We start from the raw sequence: 15,780 nt of genomic DNA on the forward strand, positions 1-15,780 counted from the left end.
GGCTTTAAGATGGGATATGAAAACTAACCCGTGTCGGACGGTTGCTTGAATGTCAGCACGGGACACTTCGCATGACGGACGATCGATTCAGCGGTGCTGCCGATCAGCATATGTAAAAGGCCGGTGCGGCCATGGGTACCAAGGACAATGAGGTCGATGTTCTCGTCTTCGGCCAAGCGAACAACGGCGGTGGATGGATCGCCGGTCACTAATCGGTACTCGACGGGGACACTCGCGTCGCTCGGCTTTACTTCATGAAGCATCTTCTTCAAGTCGTCCGGCGACGGATCGAGCATGCCGTAGTACATCTCGCCGGTGCCATAGACCGTGGGCGGTTCCTCGACGTGGGCGACCACAATCGTTCCCCCGCTGTCACGCGCCAATGCGGTTGCCAGATGCAACGCGGCGTCACCGCAGTGGGAAAAGTCGGTCGGAAAGAGAATACGTTTGAAATTCATGGCTCGACTCCTTCTCCATGGGGCAATTGATTTCAGTGTTTCGTCGAACTCTTGGTCTCTACCTTTGTTACGAATTTCACGAACTGTTCGTTCTCGAAAATCGCCGCAAATCGAGTCCAAAAAACAAGGAAAACGACGAAGCCGTGACGGCTTATCCAGCGGCGGTGTTTTCAACGAAGAAACGACAGGAGGTGGTCCGCGCAAAGCTGGATCGAAACCAATTGGTCATCTTTACATTTTCGCCGGCGGCAAGGGGATTGGCAAATAGTTCCTCCGATTGCGGCAAAATCGATCTTCGTCGGCCGACTACCCTACCCCGGACGAGCTAACCAGCCACTGCAGCAAGATGCCGACGCCGTACGCAATTGCCGCAGCGAAGCCTCCGGTCAGGACCGTTTCGAGCACCGAAGCGATTGCCCCTTCTTGAACGACTTTGGCACGAAAGACGCCGATCAGTGCAAACGCGATGACGGTCAGGATGGCACTGATCCGGAAGATCGTATCGGACGTGAATCCCAGCAAGATCAGCGGCAGCGGAAGCAAAGGAATCGAGCCTGCTAGAACGAACCCGGCGAACGTGACCAGGCCTGATTTCCAGGGCGTCGGAGGCTGGAGTCTTAAGCCCCATTCTTCGACCAGCATCGTATCGACCCAGCGGCGGCGGTCTTCGCAAATCGTATCGACAACTTGCTCGAGCAGTTCCCCTTCAAACCCTTTCGCGGCAAAGATCTGGCGGATCTCTTCCTGCTCGCGATCGGGGACTTCTTTGATATGAATGTTCTCGATTTGACGGTACTTTTTCAGCTGCATCTGATCGCTGCGGGCCTTCAGGTAATTGCTGATCGCCATGCTGAAACCATCGGCCAGAAGGTTCGCAATTCCCAGGACCATCGCTACCGTGACGCCGTAGTTGGCTCCTGCGACGCCAGCGACAATGGCGAATGTGGTGATCGTTCCGTCGACTCCGCCGAGGACGAAATCGCCGGCGTAATCTCCGACCGGAGGGCCAGCGATTCGGGCCGCGATGGCTTCGTCGGTATGCTGCTTTGCGAGGTCTTCCGGGGTGAGCTTCATCGTGAAAATCCGCGTGCCTAGGGGATCAAGTTGGCCTCTCCCTTTAGTATAAACGTTGCCCCTGGACAACAGTGCACGAAAGATGCATGTTGGAATGCGTGCCGTAATTTTTCGCTCGGAAAAGCTGCTTTTACGTTGAGAACTCGCGTAACATCCGCACAGGGATGAACATCACTCGAAGTGTTTTTGTTGTACACTTGTACAATACTTCGTTACAATTTAGTGCGAAGAGGGCGCGAGCGAGAAGCTGCGAGATTAAGGGTACTGCAGGCGGCGTTATTTTCTGGATTGACTCTTGGACAAATGAGCGTCCTGCGTCAGTTCTTTCGGGCGACCAGCAAGCTGCCATGAACGGCCATCACTGCTCCCGCACTCAGCGCGGCCCAAGCGATCCAACCAGGCGGGCGGATCGTTTCGCGGATCTCGGCGCCGCTGTTGACCATGAAGTGATTGATCGCGCCGCGGGTCGTCTCTGGGCCGGGACCAACATTGTGGGCGAGGAACTTCGTCGCGGACGGGGTCAGCTCGTACGATTCGACCGCGTACATCTGTCCGCCGGCGACCAGCAGGAAGATACCGGCGTATATGAAATGGATCGCCCAGGCCTTTTGTTTCATTGCCATCGTCTCGCAGGGAAAGGTGCTAGCTGCCGTGCCCTTCCCTTTCTTCGAGCGATTAGTCACCGTCCGATGAATCGGCGCCCGTTTGTTCCGATTTTGAGGCCTTCCCCAAAACACGTTTCGCGCACTGCTTCAGCTGAGCGATCCCTTCACGCAGTTGAGCATGGCTTCGGCCGCGGAACGTTGGAGCGATGAAATCAAGATTCACCATGGCGACCGGTTTGCCACGCCAATGGCTTTTGTACCCTTCGTCGCCGCGCAAAAAATCGAAGTGAGTTTTGCCCGATTCGATGGCATGACGAATGGCGGCCGTAATACCGAGCCAGCCTGGCCGGGCATGTTCGCAGTCGATCTCGATGCCGGAACAGTAATGCAGCAACGCGTTTTGCTGCTCGAAATCCATTTCAACGGCGACCGGGCGTCCTTCGAGCTCGATCCATTGCAGACGCAATTGATTCGACTCTTGAAGCTGTTGAGCCGCCTCCCACAGGAAGTCGTGGAACTGCTGCGACGCGAAGCAGCCTGGCTGACGCATCTGGTTGCGTCGCTTCTGATGCAGTTCTACCAGAATGGAAAAGGCCTGTTTCAAGTTCGATTCGTCCGCCACATGCACGGTCGCCAGATTCGTATCGAACTGTTTCCGCCAAAGTTGTCGGACGCGGTTTCGACGCGATTTGGAAAGCTGCGAGATCCAATTTTCCCAGGCGGCAGGAAGCTCTAAGCAATAGCTTTCCAGTGCCGGAAGGCGATGCGCCGCGAACTGATGCTGAGCCATCTGCTCGTAAAACTGCCGCATCACGTCATCTTCGGCCGCAACGCCTTCGAGGAAGATTCGATCGATTTCGTTCGACTGATCGCACAAGTGTTGCGCGAGGGCACGAACGACCAGCGATTCTTCCCCACGCTTTGTTAGCAGGGTGAGATAGTCGCTACAGACTTCGCCGGAACCAAGGAAGTGCAGTTGTCGGCCACTTCGCCACGACGTGCGAAGGTAAAACGGAGCCAGGCCAATCAACCAGCCATCGGCATCGCGAACGGTGATCACGTTCAAGCGATCGCCAGGCCGCTGATAATGGTTCCACCACGGAAGCAGCCAGCGCGGCGAGTGGAAGACCGTGTCGCCGGCGAGTCGTTGCCATTCGACAAACAGCGAGTCGCCCGGGTCGATGTCGTGGATGACTTCTACCTGCGCGTCGACCGAATCACCAGCAGGTGACGCGGTGCTGAGTGCGATATTGTGAGCCGAACAATCGGTCGCCATGGCAATTCCGTCGTAAGAGGGCGCAACGCGATCCGTTCGATTTCACCCGCTGGGAAATCAAGGAAAGGCTTCGTTCACACCGCTTCCGCATCGAAAGCCAACGGTGAGACGAAGTTACCTGAGAGGACCGCAAAACCCGCGCACTACGCATTGGATCGTAGTTGTAAATTGAATGGCTCGCATAGACTTTGCGCGTTCAAATTGCGCAACATTCTTGCGACCTGCGTTCAAGTTGCCGGATGTGCCGATTATTCCGGCTTGCGGGCAGCCCACGTCCAGTGACGGTCGGACGTCATCTGAACCGTTTCCGGTTCAAAGCCGAGCGAAGAAACCATCTCGCGGATTTCTTCCAAAGACAAAGCAGCGTGCAGCGATTCGGCGAACAGCTTTTGTGCCTCTTCGGTTTCTTCGCCGCAATAGGTACTGACCAGATGATCGAGTTCCTCTTTCGACTCGGGGCGATAAAGATCGCGGAAGAAGAGCCACCCGCCAGGTGCGGCCAGGCGGACGCTTTCTTTCAGCACCGCCAGCGGTTCGGGAATGTGATGCACGATGGTGTTCGACATCACGCCGGTGAAGAAGCCATCTTCGTAGTCGGTTTGCTTCGCGTCGAGTCGTGCTAACTGAACGCGATCGAGCAGGCCGGCGATATCGATGTTGATCTTGGCGACGTCGAGCATCGCGATCGAAGCATCAGCTCCCATAATTCGACACTGCGGGAGGCGATCGGCCAAGAGAATGGGAATGCGTGCGGTGCCGGTGCCGACGTCCAAAATGTCGATCATCTCCGCTTCCCTATCGGGATGCACATTCAGGAACGCGATCAGATCGGTCACGAACGCATCGTTGACGGCATGATGGTCCATGTCGTCGTAGGTCATAGCCTCTTGCGGTGTGTCCATTACTTCGGGTTCAAGAATGCGTTCGAGCATCGATCTAGCTTTCTGGTTCGTGGTCGGGGACTTCACGTGGGGGCGAGGTGTGCTGCCAAAGACCGCACACCAACAGGACAACGGTCACGCAGACATAGGCCCACATCATATAGATAGGTCCCTGCCCTGCCGCTGCGGCCGGCATGTCGACGTTGTTCCATCCTAGCACCAGCTTACCACTGGGAAATGGCGAGTGAATCACCCCGAACAAACTGAACGCCCCACAAACGAGGGCAAACACGGCCGCTGTGTAAAGGCGACGATCGATGATGAATGCCAGAATGGCGGCCCACAGCATGCTTGTCAGGATGAAGCCGCCGGCCAGCATACGTAGCGTTTGCAGCTTCACCGCGAGTCCGGTCGCGTGGGAATGCCCTTCCGCGTCGGGAGGCGTTTGCATGTCGCCGAAGCTATGGCTGCGAAGCGTTTGGATCATGCCGCCCAAGTCTTCGCGGTTTTCGGTCAACTGACTAAGGCCTTCCTCGTCGAGATGCCCTTGGTCGACTAGTTTCTGCCACCGCTGCGTCTCAGCATCTTGCTGCTCGACCATGGCAGCTTCCATCTGAAACGAAAGCCCGGTGTAGTTGCCTTGGAGGTCGCCGATATAGATCAGCACCAATGCCGCAAGGGCTGGAATGCAGGCAATCGAAACGGCCGGATAATGCCTCTTGGGTGTCGCTTGGAAGCTTTGCGAGGTGATCTCGAGCCCGATGAATACGAGGATTGGAAAGACGGTCGGTTTGGGAATAAGCCAATACAGAAAGCCGAAGTAGCCGAACACGCCTGCCCCGCCGACGAAGATGGCGGTAGCTAACGTGTACGCCGCGCGGCCTCCCATCGCTTTGTACGCTGGATGCCCAATGTACGGTGTCGTTTGAATGACGCCGCCACACAGCCCTGCGACCAGCGTCGCGATCGCTTCGGCTCCGATGATGCGATTGGTGTCGTATTCGTCGCCGGCGGCTGCAGCACTTTCGACGCAGTCGATCCCACCAATCACAGTGGCCAATGCAAAGGGGATGACGATCGGCAGGTATTGAGCCGCTTCGAGGAACTTGGCCTGAGTGAGCCACTCGAAGCGAAAGACGGCCAGCCAGTCGGTAGGTAAGAGTGCATCGGCGGGATGAAAGTTGATCGCTTCCGGCGTCGCTCCGAGAATGCCCAGTCCATGCATCGCGTAGTAAATGGCCCCACTGACGATCAGTGCCGCGGCGGCCCCAGGGATTTTGAAGGGAAGCCGGATATGGGCGACAAGCGTGATTAGCACGATCGAAAGGGCCGTCATACCGACGATCGGAAAGTGCAACGCTTCGATGAACGGCAGGAAGCTAATGAGCACCAACGCGATCGCCGCTAGCGAACCGAGAAGGCCGGCGCGAGGAATGACTTTGCGGATCCAACTTGAGCTGAACGCAAAAAAGGATTTGAAAATTCCGGACAAGACAATGGACCAAATGCCAATATGCCACGTACGGATAGCAGCCTCATCTGCTGTCAGTTGTAATTCTTGGGTTCCAAAGGCAAACGACGGCCCCAAAACGAAAAACACCATTCCAAAGGTACTCGGTGTATCGAGACCTAAAGGCATGGCAGTTATATCGTTACGACCACTCCTTTTCGCCAGACTCAGGGCCATCCAGAAGAAAATCAGGTCGCCTACAAGCACTCCAATTGCCGTTCCCGGGACCATGTGTCCGATGGCGAACGTTGTAGGAAAGTCAAAGACCGCCGCTAGCAAGCCGATTGTTAGCAACAAGTCGGCAATGTTATCTAACATCAAGCCAAAGAAGGCGTTAACGTCGCCTGCAACGGCCCATTTGTATTTGTTCTGGTTCATTTTTCCTCTTTCGGCACGGGCGTTGCATTAGGGGTTGATCGAGTTTATGAGCCTGTCATGGGGCTGTCAATTCTCGACCATCTCCCCCACGCAAAGCTCCGCTAGGAGTGCCAGCGTGGTAGAATACGGATCGCGGCGATGGTCGGAAGGCACCTTCGGCAAGCCTTTTCAGAGGTTTGTGTGAAGATTGCTCCCATCAGGAAACGGATTTCGAACCATTGCTGGGAACCTTCGTAGAAAATGACAACTGCCACACTTGAAATGACGTCGAGTTATTCCGACCCATCGCTCGTTCAACCCAAATCCGACGAGGATTTGCTGTTGGCGTACAGAGATTCGGGGAATCGAGAGTACTTCCAGAAGTTGGTTCAGCGTTACGAACGCGAACTGTTCAACTATCTGCGACGGTACTTGGGGGACCCCGAAATGGCGGAGGATGTGTTTCAGGCTGCCTTTCTGCAAGTGCACCTGAAGTGCGATACCTTCGAGGAAGGACGTCGTTTCCGCCCTTGGCTGTACACGATTGCCACGAATCAAGCGATCGACGCTCAGCGTAAGACGAAGCGCCACAAGATGGTCAGCTTGGATCGCGCTGGCAACGGTAACGAACAGCAAGAGACTGGGTCCCTGGTCGATTTGCTGGTCAGTGCCGAGCCGGGGCCGATGTCGCAGATGGACGATTTAGAACGACAACGCGTCATGCGTGATGCCGTTCAACAACTGCCCGAATCGTTGAAGACCGCCGTCGTGTTGGTCTACTACCAAGGTTTGAAGTACCGCGAAGCCGCGGACATCTTGGAGATTCCGGTCGGTACCGTTAAAAGTCGATTGCACACTGCCGTGCAAAAACTTACCGAAGCTTGGAACGAAGTTTATACCCCAGATGACGATGACGCGTGAGCATTGGTTGGGCTACCTGATGGGGGCCCTGGATGAAAACGAGCACGCCTCGGTCGAACGGCAAATTGCTGAAGACCCTCGCGCTGCGGAAGAATTAGATCAACTTCGAACCCACCTGAACTTGATGTCCGATGGCCTCGACGAGGCTGCCCCACCGGCCGGACTTGCTTCGCGAACGTGTGCGATGTTGGATAGTCCCAACTTGTTCGCGGAAATCCTCGACCCAACTCCCCCGGAAGATGCCGCTGCGCCGCAACCGAAGTCGCCACATGCGTTTGACTCGATCGGCGGAGGCAATCCGAACTTCACATTAATGGATATGATGGTCGCCCTGGGTGCCTGCGTGGCAGCGGTGGCGATTTTCTTCCCCGCGCTGGCCAGCTCTCGAATGCTCGCCACGCGACTGCAATGCGAAAACAATCTCCGCCAGGTTGGAATGGCTCTGCAGGAATTTGCGACCGGCAATGCCGAGAAACGCTATCCGGCAATCGCCACGACTGGGCCTCTTTCGGTCGCAGGCGCTTATGCTCCTCGCCTGATTAACGACGGTTTCATTCGCCATCCTGAAGTCGTTCGCTGTGCCGAAAAGAACAAAATACTCGGCGAAGACGCCCATCTACCGACGGTCGAAGAACTGCTGACCGTCCCAGAGCCGCAAGTTGCGAAGCTGCAAGATGGTTTAGGTAACGTTTACAGTTACAACCTGGGTAACCTGCATAATGGGACGCTCAAGGCTCCGCTGATGCGAGGACGTTCGCTCTACCCTGTCGCTGCGGATATTGTCCGGGTAAACGATGGCGAGATCGCCCCGCAAGGGCACGAAGATGGCCGTTTCAATATCCTTTTCGACGACGGTCACGTCGAGTTCATCAGCTTGGAAGACCTGCCGAAATCGATGAAGCAGTACTTCCTGAACGATGAAGGGCACGTTGCCGCTGGCGTGAACGAAGACGATGCGGTCGTCGCCCATGGTACCGCTCACCCTGTGATGAACCTGCCGGCTGCCGATGGCGACCAAGCAGAATAGTTTGCTTTGTGTGATAAAAATACGCCCTATTTCTTCCGTTTTATACGCTTAGGGCGTTAAGATTTAATGAGCCAAGGCCGAATCGGGTTTGATTCCCCTTGGCTCAATTGCTATTCTTACGAAACGATAGCAATATCTCCCCCCGGAACAGACTTTAAGTATCAGGCAAGACGTCGCACGTGATCGACCCTCGCTCCCAATCTATCTCCGCTTCGAAGAACCAAGTCAAACAGGCGGTTCAGCTTGGTTTTTATATCGGCTCCGGCCTTGGCTTGGCTGTTGGATCGGCCGTGGCTGTGCTGCTGGGTAGCAACCTGATTTGGCAGTCAGGCGGTTTGGTCGTCGGTGCCACGCTGGGCATGTGCGGCGGAATGACGCTCTCGTGGCTCAAGCGACGCTTGAAGCCTGCCCCGGCTCCGGCCTATCGCCCGACCGGTTCTTAGTCGCTCTGCGGCTCTCTCTGGATAGAAATCATGCGGCGCTAAACGTACGCGCTGGGTACTTTCCGCAAGCCTCGCCGGGTGGTCCGGGGTTGTAAGCCCGGATCGGCGTAGCCGACAAGAGGCGGATCGTTTGAGTAAGAATTGATTTGTGGCAGCCACCAGAGATCAAGCCGGGTCTTATCTGCCTCTTGTGGCCTTCGGCCATCCGGGTTTACAAACCCGGACCACCCTTTTTCGGGCTAGCAAGATCGTTCGCTCGGTGCCAAGTTTGCCGATTGCGGCTTACTCGGTGTGGCAGTGTTGGCAGCGATTGACGAGGGCGAGAAGCTGCGGGCCTTCCAGCGAAACGGGATCGGTATGATCTTCGTGATCGGAGTCGGCGTGATGGCATTGGCAGCAGCAGTGAACTTTGGTGAATTGCTGCCCGGAAAGATGCAGTAGCAGCTTGCCATCGGCTTCGTTGTTTTGCTGAGCCAGTTCCAGCGAGGCCAGCGTGCAGACAGGTCGTTCGGCTGCCCAGGGACCGAAGTTCAAAGCATTGCTATCGCCATCGGAAGCCAATCGATTTCCGGTCGGGGCGACGCGGTTGCTATCGTTCGCGCCGTCGTGCCAGCTTCCACTGACTGCCAGCATGATCATCAAACAAAGGGCCAATGCAATCAGCGGCCCTCGCACGGCGTCGATAATGTCGGACGTTGGTCGTTCATGCTGATCGGAGATGCAGCGACTGCTGGGCGTGCTATCACCGGACAGGAAGACCGGCAATGAAAAATCTTCATCCGCCGTATCGGTTTGCCCCGTAGCTAACATGTCGGTTGCGGGACGTAGTGCTTCGGCCAATTCACGGCAGCTATGGCAAACGGTCAGATGACGTTCAACAGGCAAGTCGGTTTCGTGATTACCCGTCGGGAATCGCCCGCGCGTGAGCACGTCGAACACGTCGTCGCAAGTTGGAAGATGGTGCGATTGGATCATCGAACGTTTTCCTCGGAAAGTTCGTGGCACGTGTTCTGGATCAATTTGGCCAACTGAAGCAATCCATTGCGAACGCGAGCCTTGGCCGCTGGAAGCCCGATCCCCTGGGCGTCGGCGATTTCCTGAAATTTCATCTCGCCGAAAAACCGCAGGCGAATCGCTTCGGCTTGGATCGGCGTTAACTTGTCGAGCAGCTTCAATACCTGATCTCGGCGTTCGCTGTCGATCAAGCGGGACAACGCATTGCAGGGGACTTCCGTCTCCAGCGGTGAAGTCGCTTCCTCGCTGCGGCCGGCTTGCAACGTTGTCGATGTGACCGGCAGCTTCTTCCCTTTCTCACGCAGTCGATGGCAGACGTTCAGCAAGATCCGCCAGAGCCATGTGCGAAAGCTGTATCGCGAGTCGTACGTGTGCAGCCATTTGAAGCTGTTGAGGAACGCCTCTTGGACGGCGTCTTCGGCCAGCTGCGAGTCGCCCAGATAGCTGTAAGCGAGATTCAGCAGCGCTCGACGGTACCGTTTCACCACGACGGCATACTGATCCGCATCTCCAGCCAATACGGCCGAGAGGATCTCACCATCGGTCAATTCAGGATTCGCAGGGTCGGAAGAAGCCATCAACAGGCCACCAGGCAGGACGCAGGGCAGGCATCGGGAACGTTCTAACCATTATAGCGCCACCCCTGTGAAAGAGATACATTTCGGGGAAGTTGTTGGCATAGAACGGTTTGCGGCGAGGGGACTGGAAAGCGATGGGAGCGTGCGTTTGGACTGGGGGCTTTCTCTTCTTGGAAGACATGCCCATGCCGACATGAGCATGGCACCCAGAGGATCGGCAGGCGTACCGTTTCTCAATGAACTTTGGAAACTATCCGCCAAGAAACGTTGAAAGTCCGGCTTTCTTACCAAGAGCCTTCGGTCGTACAAGAAAGGGCCATCAGAACTTAGCCCAAGTCCAGAGGAGAAGCGTTCCCTGGATTCTTGCCGTACCATCACACTTTGGTAAGAGAGTCGGACTCTCAACTGAACTATCGTTCGTGAACGTGCGTCTTGTTCACTCACGATGTTCGCAAACCTTAACCACCTGGGAAGATCCCCACCTTGCCCAGGTGGTACTGTTATCGAATGCCGCAGACCCAAAGATGATTGATACCCCTTTGCCAATTAGATTTCTTATCGCAGTCGGTGCAGTCGAGCGGAGTGTAGCGGTTGTGACGCCGAACGACCGGCATGGTCTTCCCCGTCGTGCAACTTGAAAGGTGTTGAGTCGTTCAGGGTTAGTGAAATCTGGCAGGAAACACTCGATTTGCTTGCCGTTGACCCTGACGGGGGTTACGCTAATTCCCCATGCATGCTATCACCAGCTTGATGGCATTTTTGCACTGCCTGTTCCCCGTTGATCCATTTGTGTGAGCCGCCATGAACGACAACGCTTCCCAGTCAGCGTACCCACGGAAGGGATGCCTGGCCGGTTGGATTTTTGCTTTCGTGGTAACGCCCCTGTTGGTGGCGGGACTCGTCTTTCTCGTGGCGATCCCTTGGCTGCGGATCCGAAACGAGCGCGCCGCCCAGCAGTTGCATAACGTCGCCGTGGCTCTGCACAACTATCACGACACTTATCGAAAGTTTCCCGCGTCTCGATACGACAGCGACGATGGGACCCCGCGGACGTCATGGCGAGCGATGTTGATCTCGCAACAGAGTAAGGAACAGGGCGTTGATGCGTACGACTTCAACGAAGCGTGGGACAGCGAAAAGAACTTTCCTCTTTCCAAGCGGACTCCGGAACTGTTCAAGTCACCACTGAGCGATTGCTCTGGCGGAAAGACCCCGTTTGTTGTCGTGGTAGGTGAGCGAACGATTTTTCCTGCGAACCGCAATCTCAGTTTCGCGGCGACAACTGATGGAACGGCCAACACGATCATGGTCGTCGCCGACTACGAGAACCCCGTCACGTGGAGCGAGCCGATCGACTTGACGTTGGAGCAGTTTCTGGAGCGATACAGTGGCGAGAACGCTGACACGCTGCTTCATGTGGCGATGATCGACAGCAACGTGTTTGCGTTTCGCGAAATTCCCGCCGCCGAGCTTCAGGCCATGGTGGAACGCAACGATGGGATAGTCGTCGAATTTGACGAGTACGTGACCGATCGCTAACGCAGGTCCTTGCCGATTCGTTGCACGCGTTGTAGCTGCACGAGACAATCCATTGGTAGGGTCCGCTGTGGGGACGCGGCTGTAGACCCACGACCAAGATGGTTTCCCTGGGCATTTGACCGATCGTGTTGGCGTCAGGTTTAGTGCCTGCTTCACGCCACATTGCCGCGTCCGCACAGCGGACCCTACGCAACTCTCTTCATTCCAGCGGTGACCACTCATGACCGAGCCGAAACCTCTCGTGCCGAATCCGGAACCTACCTACGAAGACAATTGGCGGGAGTTGTGGCGGATTTTGACGGCGGTCATGGGAATCGTGGCGCTGATCCTCTTGTGTGGTGGGTTCTTCATGCCAACTCTCGGCGGGCATGGCGGAGCATCGCGTCGTGCTTCTTCGATGAACAACTTAAAGCAGGTTGGCTTGGCCATTCAATTGAAGGCAAATTCTGATCCACGTTATCGTATGCCGCCGGTGGCGATTGTGGATGAAGCGGGGAATCCGCTTTTATCGTGGCGGGTTCTTCTGCTCCCAGAATTTGATCGCCCTGATTTGCTGGAGAAGTTTGATCTCACCAAACCGTGGGACAGCCCCGAGAACTTGCCGTTGATCGAGCAAATGCCAGATATTTTTGCGTCGCCATACGACCGTGGCAGTGCCCGCGAAGGCAAAACGCCCTACAAAGCCATCACGCCTGACAGTTCCGAGTGGAGCACCGCGTGGGGGCAGCCTGGCCAGCGAATGCGGATGAACCAATTCAAAGATGGCCAAAGCCAGACGATGATGGTGGTGGAAGATCTGACCGATCCCGTCGTCTGGACGAAGCCAGAAGACATCACCCCGTCCCAATACCTGAAGACGATCGATCACGGCGAATGGTCAAGCAAGTCGTTCCTTGTCGCGTTCGCCGATGGATCGGTCCAAATGTTTATCGACCCGACGGCCGAAGAGATTCAACCGATGCTGTACGCTGATGACGGCAAGGTTGCCAAAAAATGAATCGAGAAACATCATCTGACAAGTTGAACTTTTGGCAGCGAAACAAAAGCTTGCTCGTGACGTCGATCTTAGTGCTGCTGGTATTGGCGTGTGTCATTGGGTTGCTGCTTCCCGATGGCGGCCATCCTCGTGACTTTTCTCGCCGCGTGGCTTCCCGGAATAACCTCAAGCAAATCGGTCTCGCGCTGCATAACTATCACGATACTTACGGCACCCTTCCGCCGGCAATGGTGACCGATGCCGATGGTAAGCCCCTTTATTCATGGCGAGTTGTTTTGCTTCCATTTTTGGAGCAAACCAACTTGTACGAGGCGTTTCACTTGGAAGAGCCGTGGTCCAGTGAACACAACCGAGCGTTGATCGAGCAAATACCAGAGGTCTACGCAGGCCCGTTTCATCCTTACTCTCAAGAGGCCGAGGGGAAAACTCCCTATCGAGCCATTGTCGATGTCCGTCACGGGCATAGCGTCCTTCGGCCAACCACGGGGCGCAAGTTTGTGGAAGTCACCGATGGAACGTCGAACTCGGCGGTGGTGATCGGCGCCCCGAGCCGCCTGGTGGAGTGGACAAAGCCGGAAGATATCGATCCTTTCGAGTTGCTGGCGTTAACACCGATCGACGATAACGAGCTAAAAGGAATTCAATTACTCATGGCCGACGGTTCGATTCGCTTTGTGGGCCAAAAAGATCGAGGCGTATTGGTCGGTGTTGTCGACTGCGGTGATGGCCGTCTTCCGGAGGAACCATGATGAACGAAGCCAATCCGTTTGATAGTCCGAGCGAGCGTGGTGCGGAGCCGGATGGGAAGTGGGTGTGGAAGCCAACGATCGTTGAGATGTTGGTGATCGCCGGGATTGTCTTTGTGTTGGTCATGCTGCTGTTGCCGTTCCCGAGGTCTGGCGTCACACCGGCTCGGCGGATGTTGACGCAGAACCACCTGAAGATGGTCGGTCTCGCGCTGCTGAACTATCACGATGTGTACGGCACATTTCCTCCGGCGGTCGTGACCGATGCCGATGGGAAGCCGCTTTATTCGTGGCGTGTGTTGATCTTGCCGTTCACCGAGTACCAGCCGTTGTACGAGAAGTTCGACTTGTCGCAGCCGTGGGATAGCGAGACGAACTTGCCGTTAGTGGCGGAGATGCCGTACTTCTTCGAGAGCCCCTATCTCGATCATAGGGCGAACGTCGGGAAGACGCCCTACCTGGCAATTGTCGATACTCAGGACGAACGCACTGTGATGCGTCCCTACGTCGGCAGGCCGTTAAGCGAGGTGACCGACGGTACGAACGAAACTGGAGTGGTAGTCGATTTTCCGCAGAAGGCAGGCATCTGGACGAAGCCGTACGATGTTAGCCCGCAAGAACTGTTGGTGCGTCCGACCATCGAAATCAAGGGGCAGCGTGGCTATCCGATTTTGCGATCCGATGGTTCGGTCTATTGGATCTGCGTGGAGGATGCCAGCGAAGTGATTCCGTATCTGTACTGCGACGACAAAATCACTCCGGATGAAACGTAATGAGCGAACCGAACCCCTTCGATAGTCCGCTCCCCAAGCCATTACCGTCGGACGATCGGAAATGGTGGTGGGGGCTTTCGCCGGTCGAAGTGGTTGTCGTCGTCTTTATCATTCTGATTCTGCTAGGGCTGCTGCTTCCGGCGGTCAACATGCCATCTCGACGACCGTATTCCGAGGCGATGCACAAGCTGCTTACCATCGGCGACGCGCTGAATGCCTATCACGACGAGCATGGGACGTTGCCTCCGGCCGTGGTGACCGACGCCGATGGGAAGCCGCTCTATTCGTGGCGCGTGCTGATCCTACCGCAATTGGACCAGAAGAATTTGTACGAGCAATTTAATCTGGATGAACCGTGGGATAGCGAAACGAATCGGCCATTGGCCCAGTTCATGCCGTACGAATACGAAAGCCGGTGGGTCGATTCCGAAGCGGAACCTGGCACGACCGCATGCTTAGCCGTTGTCGATCGTGACGGAACACGAACGTTGATGCGACCACAGGAAGGACAGTCGTTGGACGATTTCCCGAATGTTCGCGGCAAAGCCCCGTTGGTAGTCCACGACTATCATCACGCGACGATTTGGACGAAACCGGGCGATGTGAGCCCTTTTGTGTTGATTCGGGGGGCTCCGATCAACCAGAATGAGTTGCCCGTTTATCCGCTGCTGCTGGGAAGTGGTAGCGGCGTGTTGGTCTCGAAGGAAGACCAGGACGAACTTCGGAAGTACTTCGCGCTGGATGTCGTTGCCGAACAGAACGCCGCCAGCGAGTAGCCCGCTTACCTCTCCCTCTCTACTGCCGCAAGGAATGTCAGCATGTCGTGGTCGCGTCGTGGAAATGTCAAGGTCGTCATCATTGTTATCATGATTGTCTTGGGAGTGTTAGGGTTGCTATGTGCTGGGGTGATGGCGCTTGCCTTCCCGGCATTGGTTCAGGCTCGATTGGCAGCCCGGCGAGCCAACTCGCAAAATAACCTGAAGCAGATCGGCCTCGCGCTGCATAATTATCACGACACCTTCGGCACGCTTCCGCCGGCTTACATCCCGGATGAAGATGGCAAGCCGATGCACTCCTGGCGCGTGCTGATTCTGCCGTTCATGGAACAAGGGGCGGCGTACGACCGTTACGATTTTAGCCAGCCCTGGGACAGTCCGCAAAATTTGGAATTGGCCAAGATGCTCGAGCCCTACATGTACACCAGCTTCGCGTCGGATGATGATGTCGAGTCAGGCATGACACCGATCGTGGCGCTTGCCGGGCCCGACACGATGATCACGACGGAGAATGCCGCCGCCTTTCGGGATGTGACCAATGGCATTTCCAATACGATCTGCGTGGTCGAATTGCCAGGCCAGGAGGTCTATTGGAGCGAGCCGATCGATGTCGCGCCGGACGTCTTCCTAAAACAGGACTTCGACGATAACAATTACCAAGGCGTGAACGTCTTAATGGGGGACGCATCGGTGCGGTTTCTGCAGAATAGCGACAAGCCGGAAGTAGGCGACATGTTGTCGCGAACATCGGAATAGATCTCTTCGACGTCGCAAGATTGCTTCGCTGCCTGCGAATAACTCGTCC

17 protein-coding genes are annotated in these 15,780 nt (G+C 55.9%); 9 read left to right on the forward strand and 8 right to left on the reverse strand.

Going from position 1 to position 15,780, the window contains the following annotated elements; translation table 11 throughout:
* Positions 1-23: 23 nt before the first annotated feature.
* From LA756_RS18720 to LA756_RS18745, 6 genes are all read right to left on the reverse strand, one after another.
* Positions 24-458, reverse strand: a complete 435-nt coding sequence (locus LA756_RS18720) for a universal stress protein (protein WP_224436253.1) — start codon at positions 456-458, stop codon at positions 24-26.
* Between the two features lie 306 nt (positions 459-764).
* A complete protein-coding gene (locus LA756_RS18725) occupies positions 765-1,532 on the reverse strand; it encodes a VIT1/CCC1 transporter family protein (RefSeq protein WP_224436254.1) in 768 nt (255 codons plus the stop codon).
* A gap of 317 nt (positions 1,533-1,849) precedes the next feature.
* Positions 1,850-2,155 carry a hypothetical protein gene (locus LA756_RS18730; RefSeq protein ID WP_224436255.1) on the reverse strand — a complete coding sequence of 102 codons (306 nt, stop codon included), beginning with the start codon at positions 2,153-2,155 and terminating at the stop codon, positions 1,850-1,852.
* A 52-nt stretch (positions 2,156-2,207) separates the two neighbouring features.
* Positions 2,208-3,413, reverse strand: coding sequence for a GNAT family N-acetyltransferase (locus tag LA756_RS18735; protein ID WP_224436256.1), 1,206 nt, complete (start codon positions 3,411-3,413; stop codon positions 2,208-2,210).
* 248 nt (positions 3,414-3,661) lie between these two features.
* Positions 3,662-4,345: a class I SAM-dependent methyltransferase gene (locus LA756_RS18740; protein ID WP_224436257.1), complete on the reverse strand. Its 684-nt coding sequence runs from the start codon at positions 4,343-4,345 to the stop codon at positions 3,662-3,664.
* A 4-nt stretch (positions 4,346-4,349) separates the two neighbouring features.
* Positions 4,350-6,182: a permease gene (locus LA756_RS18745; protein WP_224436258.1), complete on the reverse strand. Its 1,833-nt coding sequence runs from the start codon at positions 6,180-6,182 to the stop codon at positions 4,350-4,352.
* Between the two features lie 240 nt (positions 6,183-6,422).
* Here LA756_RS18745 and LA756_RS18750 point away from each other — a divergent pair, with 240 nt between their 5' ends.
* The 3 genes from LA756_RS18750 to LA756_RS18760 all read left to right on the forward strand — a co-directional run bounded on the left by LA756_RS18750 (position 6,423) and on the right by LA756_RS18760 (position 8,552).
* Positions 6,423-7,082: an RNA polymerase sigma factor gene (locus LA756_RS18750; protein WP_224436259.1), complete on the forward strand. Its 660-nt coding sequence runs from the start codon at positions 6,423-6,425 to the stop codon at positions 7,080-7,082.
* Complete coding sequence (locus LA756_RS18755) at positions 7,066-8,109, forward strand: hypothetical protein (RefSeq protein WP_224436260.1); 1,044 nt, start codon at positions 7,066-7,068, stop codon at positions 8,107-8,109. Before LA756_RS18750 ends, LA756_RS18755 begins: the two co-directional genes overlap by 17 nt.
* Before the next feature lie 179 nt (positions 8,110-8,288).
* Positions 8,289-8,552, forward strand: coding sequence for a hypothetical protein (locus LA756_RS18760; protein ID WP_224436261.1), 264 nt, complete (start codon positions 8,289-8,291; stop codon positions 8,550-8,552).
* A 282-nt stretch (positions 8,553-8,834) separates the two neighbouring features.
* Here the strand turns inward: LA756_RS18760 and LA756_RS18765 are convergent, their stop codons facing one another.
* Positions 8,835-9,527 carry a hypothetical protein gene (locus LA756_RS18765; protein ID WP_224436262.1) on the reverse strand — a complete coding sequence of 231 codons (693 nt, stop codon included), beginning with the start codon at positions 9,525-9,527 and terminating at the stop codon, positions 8,835-8,837.
* Complete coding sequence (locus LA756_RS18770) at positions 9,524-10,144, reverse strand: RNA polymerase sigma factor (RefSeq protein ID WP_224436263.1); 621 nt, start codon at positions 10,142-10,144, stop codon at positions 9,524-9,526. The genes LA756_RS18765 and LA756_RS18770 overlap by 4 nt, the downstream gene beginning before the upstream one ends.
* Positions 10,145-10,945: 801 nt before the next feature.
* Here LA756_RS18770 and LA756_RS18775 point away from each other — a divergent pair.
* The 6 genes from LA756_RS18775 (at position 10,946) to LA756_RS18800 (ending at position 15,731) form a co-directional block, all read left to right on the forward strand.
* Positions 10,946-11,683, forward strand: a complete 738-nt coding sequence (locus tag LA756_RS18775) for a DUF1559 domain-containing protein (protein ID WP_224436264.1) — start codon at positions 10,946-10,948, stop codon at positions 11,681-11,683.
* Positions 11,684-11,903: 220 nt separating this feature from the next.
* Entirely contained in the window at positions 11,904-12,680 is a 777-nt protein-coding gene (locus tag LA756_RS18780; RefSeq protein ID WP_224436265.1) for a DUF1559 domain-containing protein, read from the forward strand.
* On the forward strand, positions 12,677-13,429 hold the full coding sequence (locus tag LA756_RS18785; RefSeq protein ID WP_224436266.1) for a DUF1559 domain-containing protein: 753 nt from the start codon (positions 12,677-12,679) through the stop codon (positions 13,427-13,429). The genes LA756_RS18780 and LA756_RS18785 overlap by 4 nt, the downstream gene beginning before the upstream one ends.
* On the forward strand, positions 13,426-14,199 hold the full coding sequence (locus tag LA756_RS18790) for a DUF1559 domain-containing protein (RefSeq protein WP_224436267.1): 774 nt from the start codon (positions 13,426-13,428) through the stop codon (positions 14,197-14,199). The genes LA756_RS18785 and LA756_RS18790 overlap by 4 nt, the downstream gene beginning before the upstream one ends.
* Positions 14,199-14,975, forward strand: coding sequence for a DUF1559 domain-containing protein (locus LA756_RS18795; protein ID WP_224436268.1), 777 nt, complete (start codon positions 14,199-14,201; stop codon positions 14,973-14,975). The genes LA756_RS18790 and LA756_RS18795 overlap by 1 nt, the downstream gene beginning before the upstream one ends.
* Positions 14,976-15,017: 42 nt before the next feature.
* Positions 15,018-15,731, forward strand: coding sequence for a DUF1559 domain-containing protein (locus tag LA756_RS18800; RefSeq protein ID WP_224436269.1), 714 nt, complete (start codon positions 15,018-15,020; stop codon positions 15,729-15,731).
* Positions 15,732-15,780: the final 49 nt, after the last annotated feature.

The sequence above is a fragment of the Bremerella sp. TYQ1 genome (assembly GCF_020150455.1).
GTDB lineage: Bacteria > Planctomycetota > Planctomycetia > Pirellulales > Pirellulaceae > Bremerella > Bremerella volcania_A.

Coding starts and splice junctions, on each gene's coding strand:
- LA756_RS18720 (WP_224436253.1), bottom strand. CDS start 458: ATGAATTTCAAACGTATTCTCTTTCCGACCGACTTTTCCCACTGCGGT.
- LA756_RS18725 (WP_224436254.1), bottom strand. CDS start 1,532: ATGAAGCTCACCCCGGAAGACCTCGCAAAGCAGCATACCGACGAAGCC.
- LA756_RS18730 (WP_224436255.1), bottom strand. CDS start 2,155: ATGGCAATGAAACAAAAGGCCTGGGCGATCCATTTCATATACGCCGGT.
- LA756_RS18735 (WP_224436256.1), bottom strand. CDS start 3,413: ATGGCGACCGATTGTTCGGCTCACAATATCGCACTCAGCACCGCGTCA.
- LA756_RS18740 (WP_224436257.1), bottom strand. CDS start 4,345: ATGCTCGAACGCATTCTTGAACCCGAAGTAATGGACACACCGCAAGAG.
- LA756_RS18745 (WP_224436258.1), bottom strand. CDS start 6,182: ATGAACCAGAACAAATACAAATGGGCCGTTGCAGGCGACGTTAACGCC.
- LA756_RS18750 (WP_224436259.1), top strand. CDS start 6,423: ATGACAACTGCCACACTTGAAATGACGTCGAGTTATTCCGACCCATCG.
- LA756_RS18755 (WP_224436260.1), top strand. CDS start 7,066: ATGACGATGACGCGTGAGCATTGGTTGGGCTACCTGATGGGGGCCCTG.
- LA756_RS18765 (WP_224436262.1), bottom strand. CDS start 9,527: ATGATCCAATCGCACCATCTTCCAACTTGCGACGACGTGTTCGACGTG.
- LA756_RS18770 (WP_224436263.1), bottom strand. CDS start 10,144: ATGGCTTCTTCCGACCCTGCGAATCCTGAATTGACCGATGGTGAGATC.
- LA756_RS18775 (WP_224436264.1), top strand. CDS start 10,946: ATGAACGACAACGCTTCCCAGTCAGCGTACCCACGGAAGGGATGCCTG.
- LA756_RS18780 (WP_224436265.1), top strand. CDS start 11,904: ATGACCGAGCCGAAACCTCTCGTGCCGAATCCGGAACCTACCTACGAA.
- LA756_RS18785 (WP_224436266.1), top strand. CDS start 12,677: ATGAATCGAGAAACATCATCTGACAAGTTGAACTTTTGGCAGCGAAAC.
- LA756_RS18790 (WP_224436267.1), top strand. CDS start 13,426: ATGATGAACGAAGCCAATCCGTTTGATAGTCCGAGCGAGCGTGGTGCG.
- LA756_RS18795 (WP_224436268.1), top strand. CDS start 14,199: ATGAGCGAACCGAACCCCTTCGATAGTCCGCTCCCCAAGCCATTACCG.
- LA756_RS18800 (WP_224436269.1), top strand. CDS start 15,018: ATGTCGTGGTCGCGTCGTGGAAATGTCAAGGTCGTCATCATTGTTATC.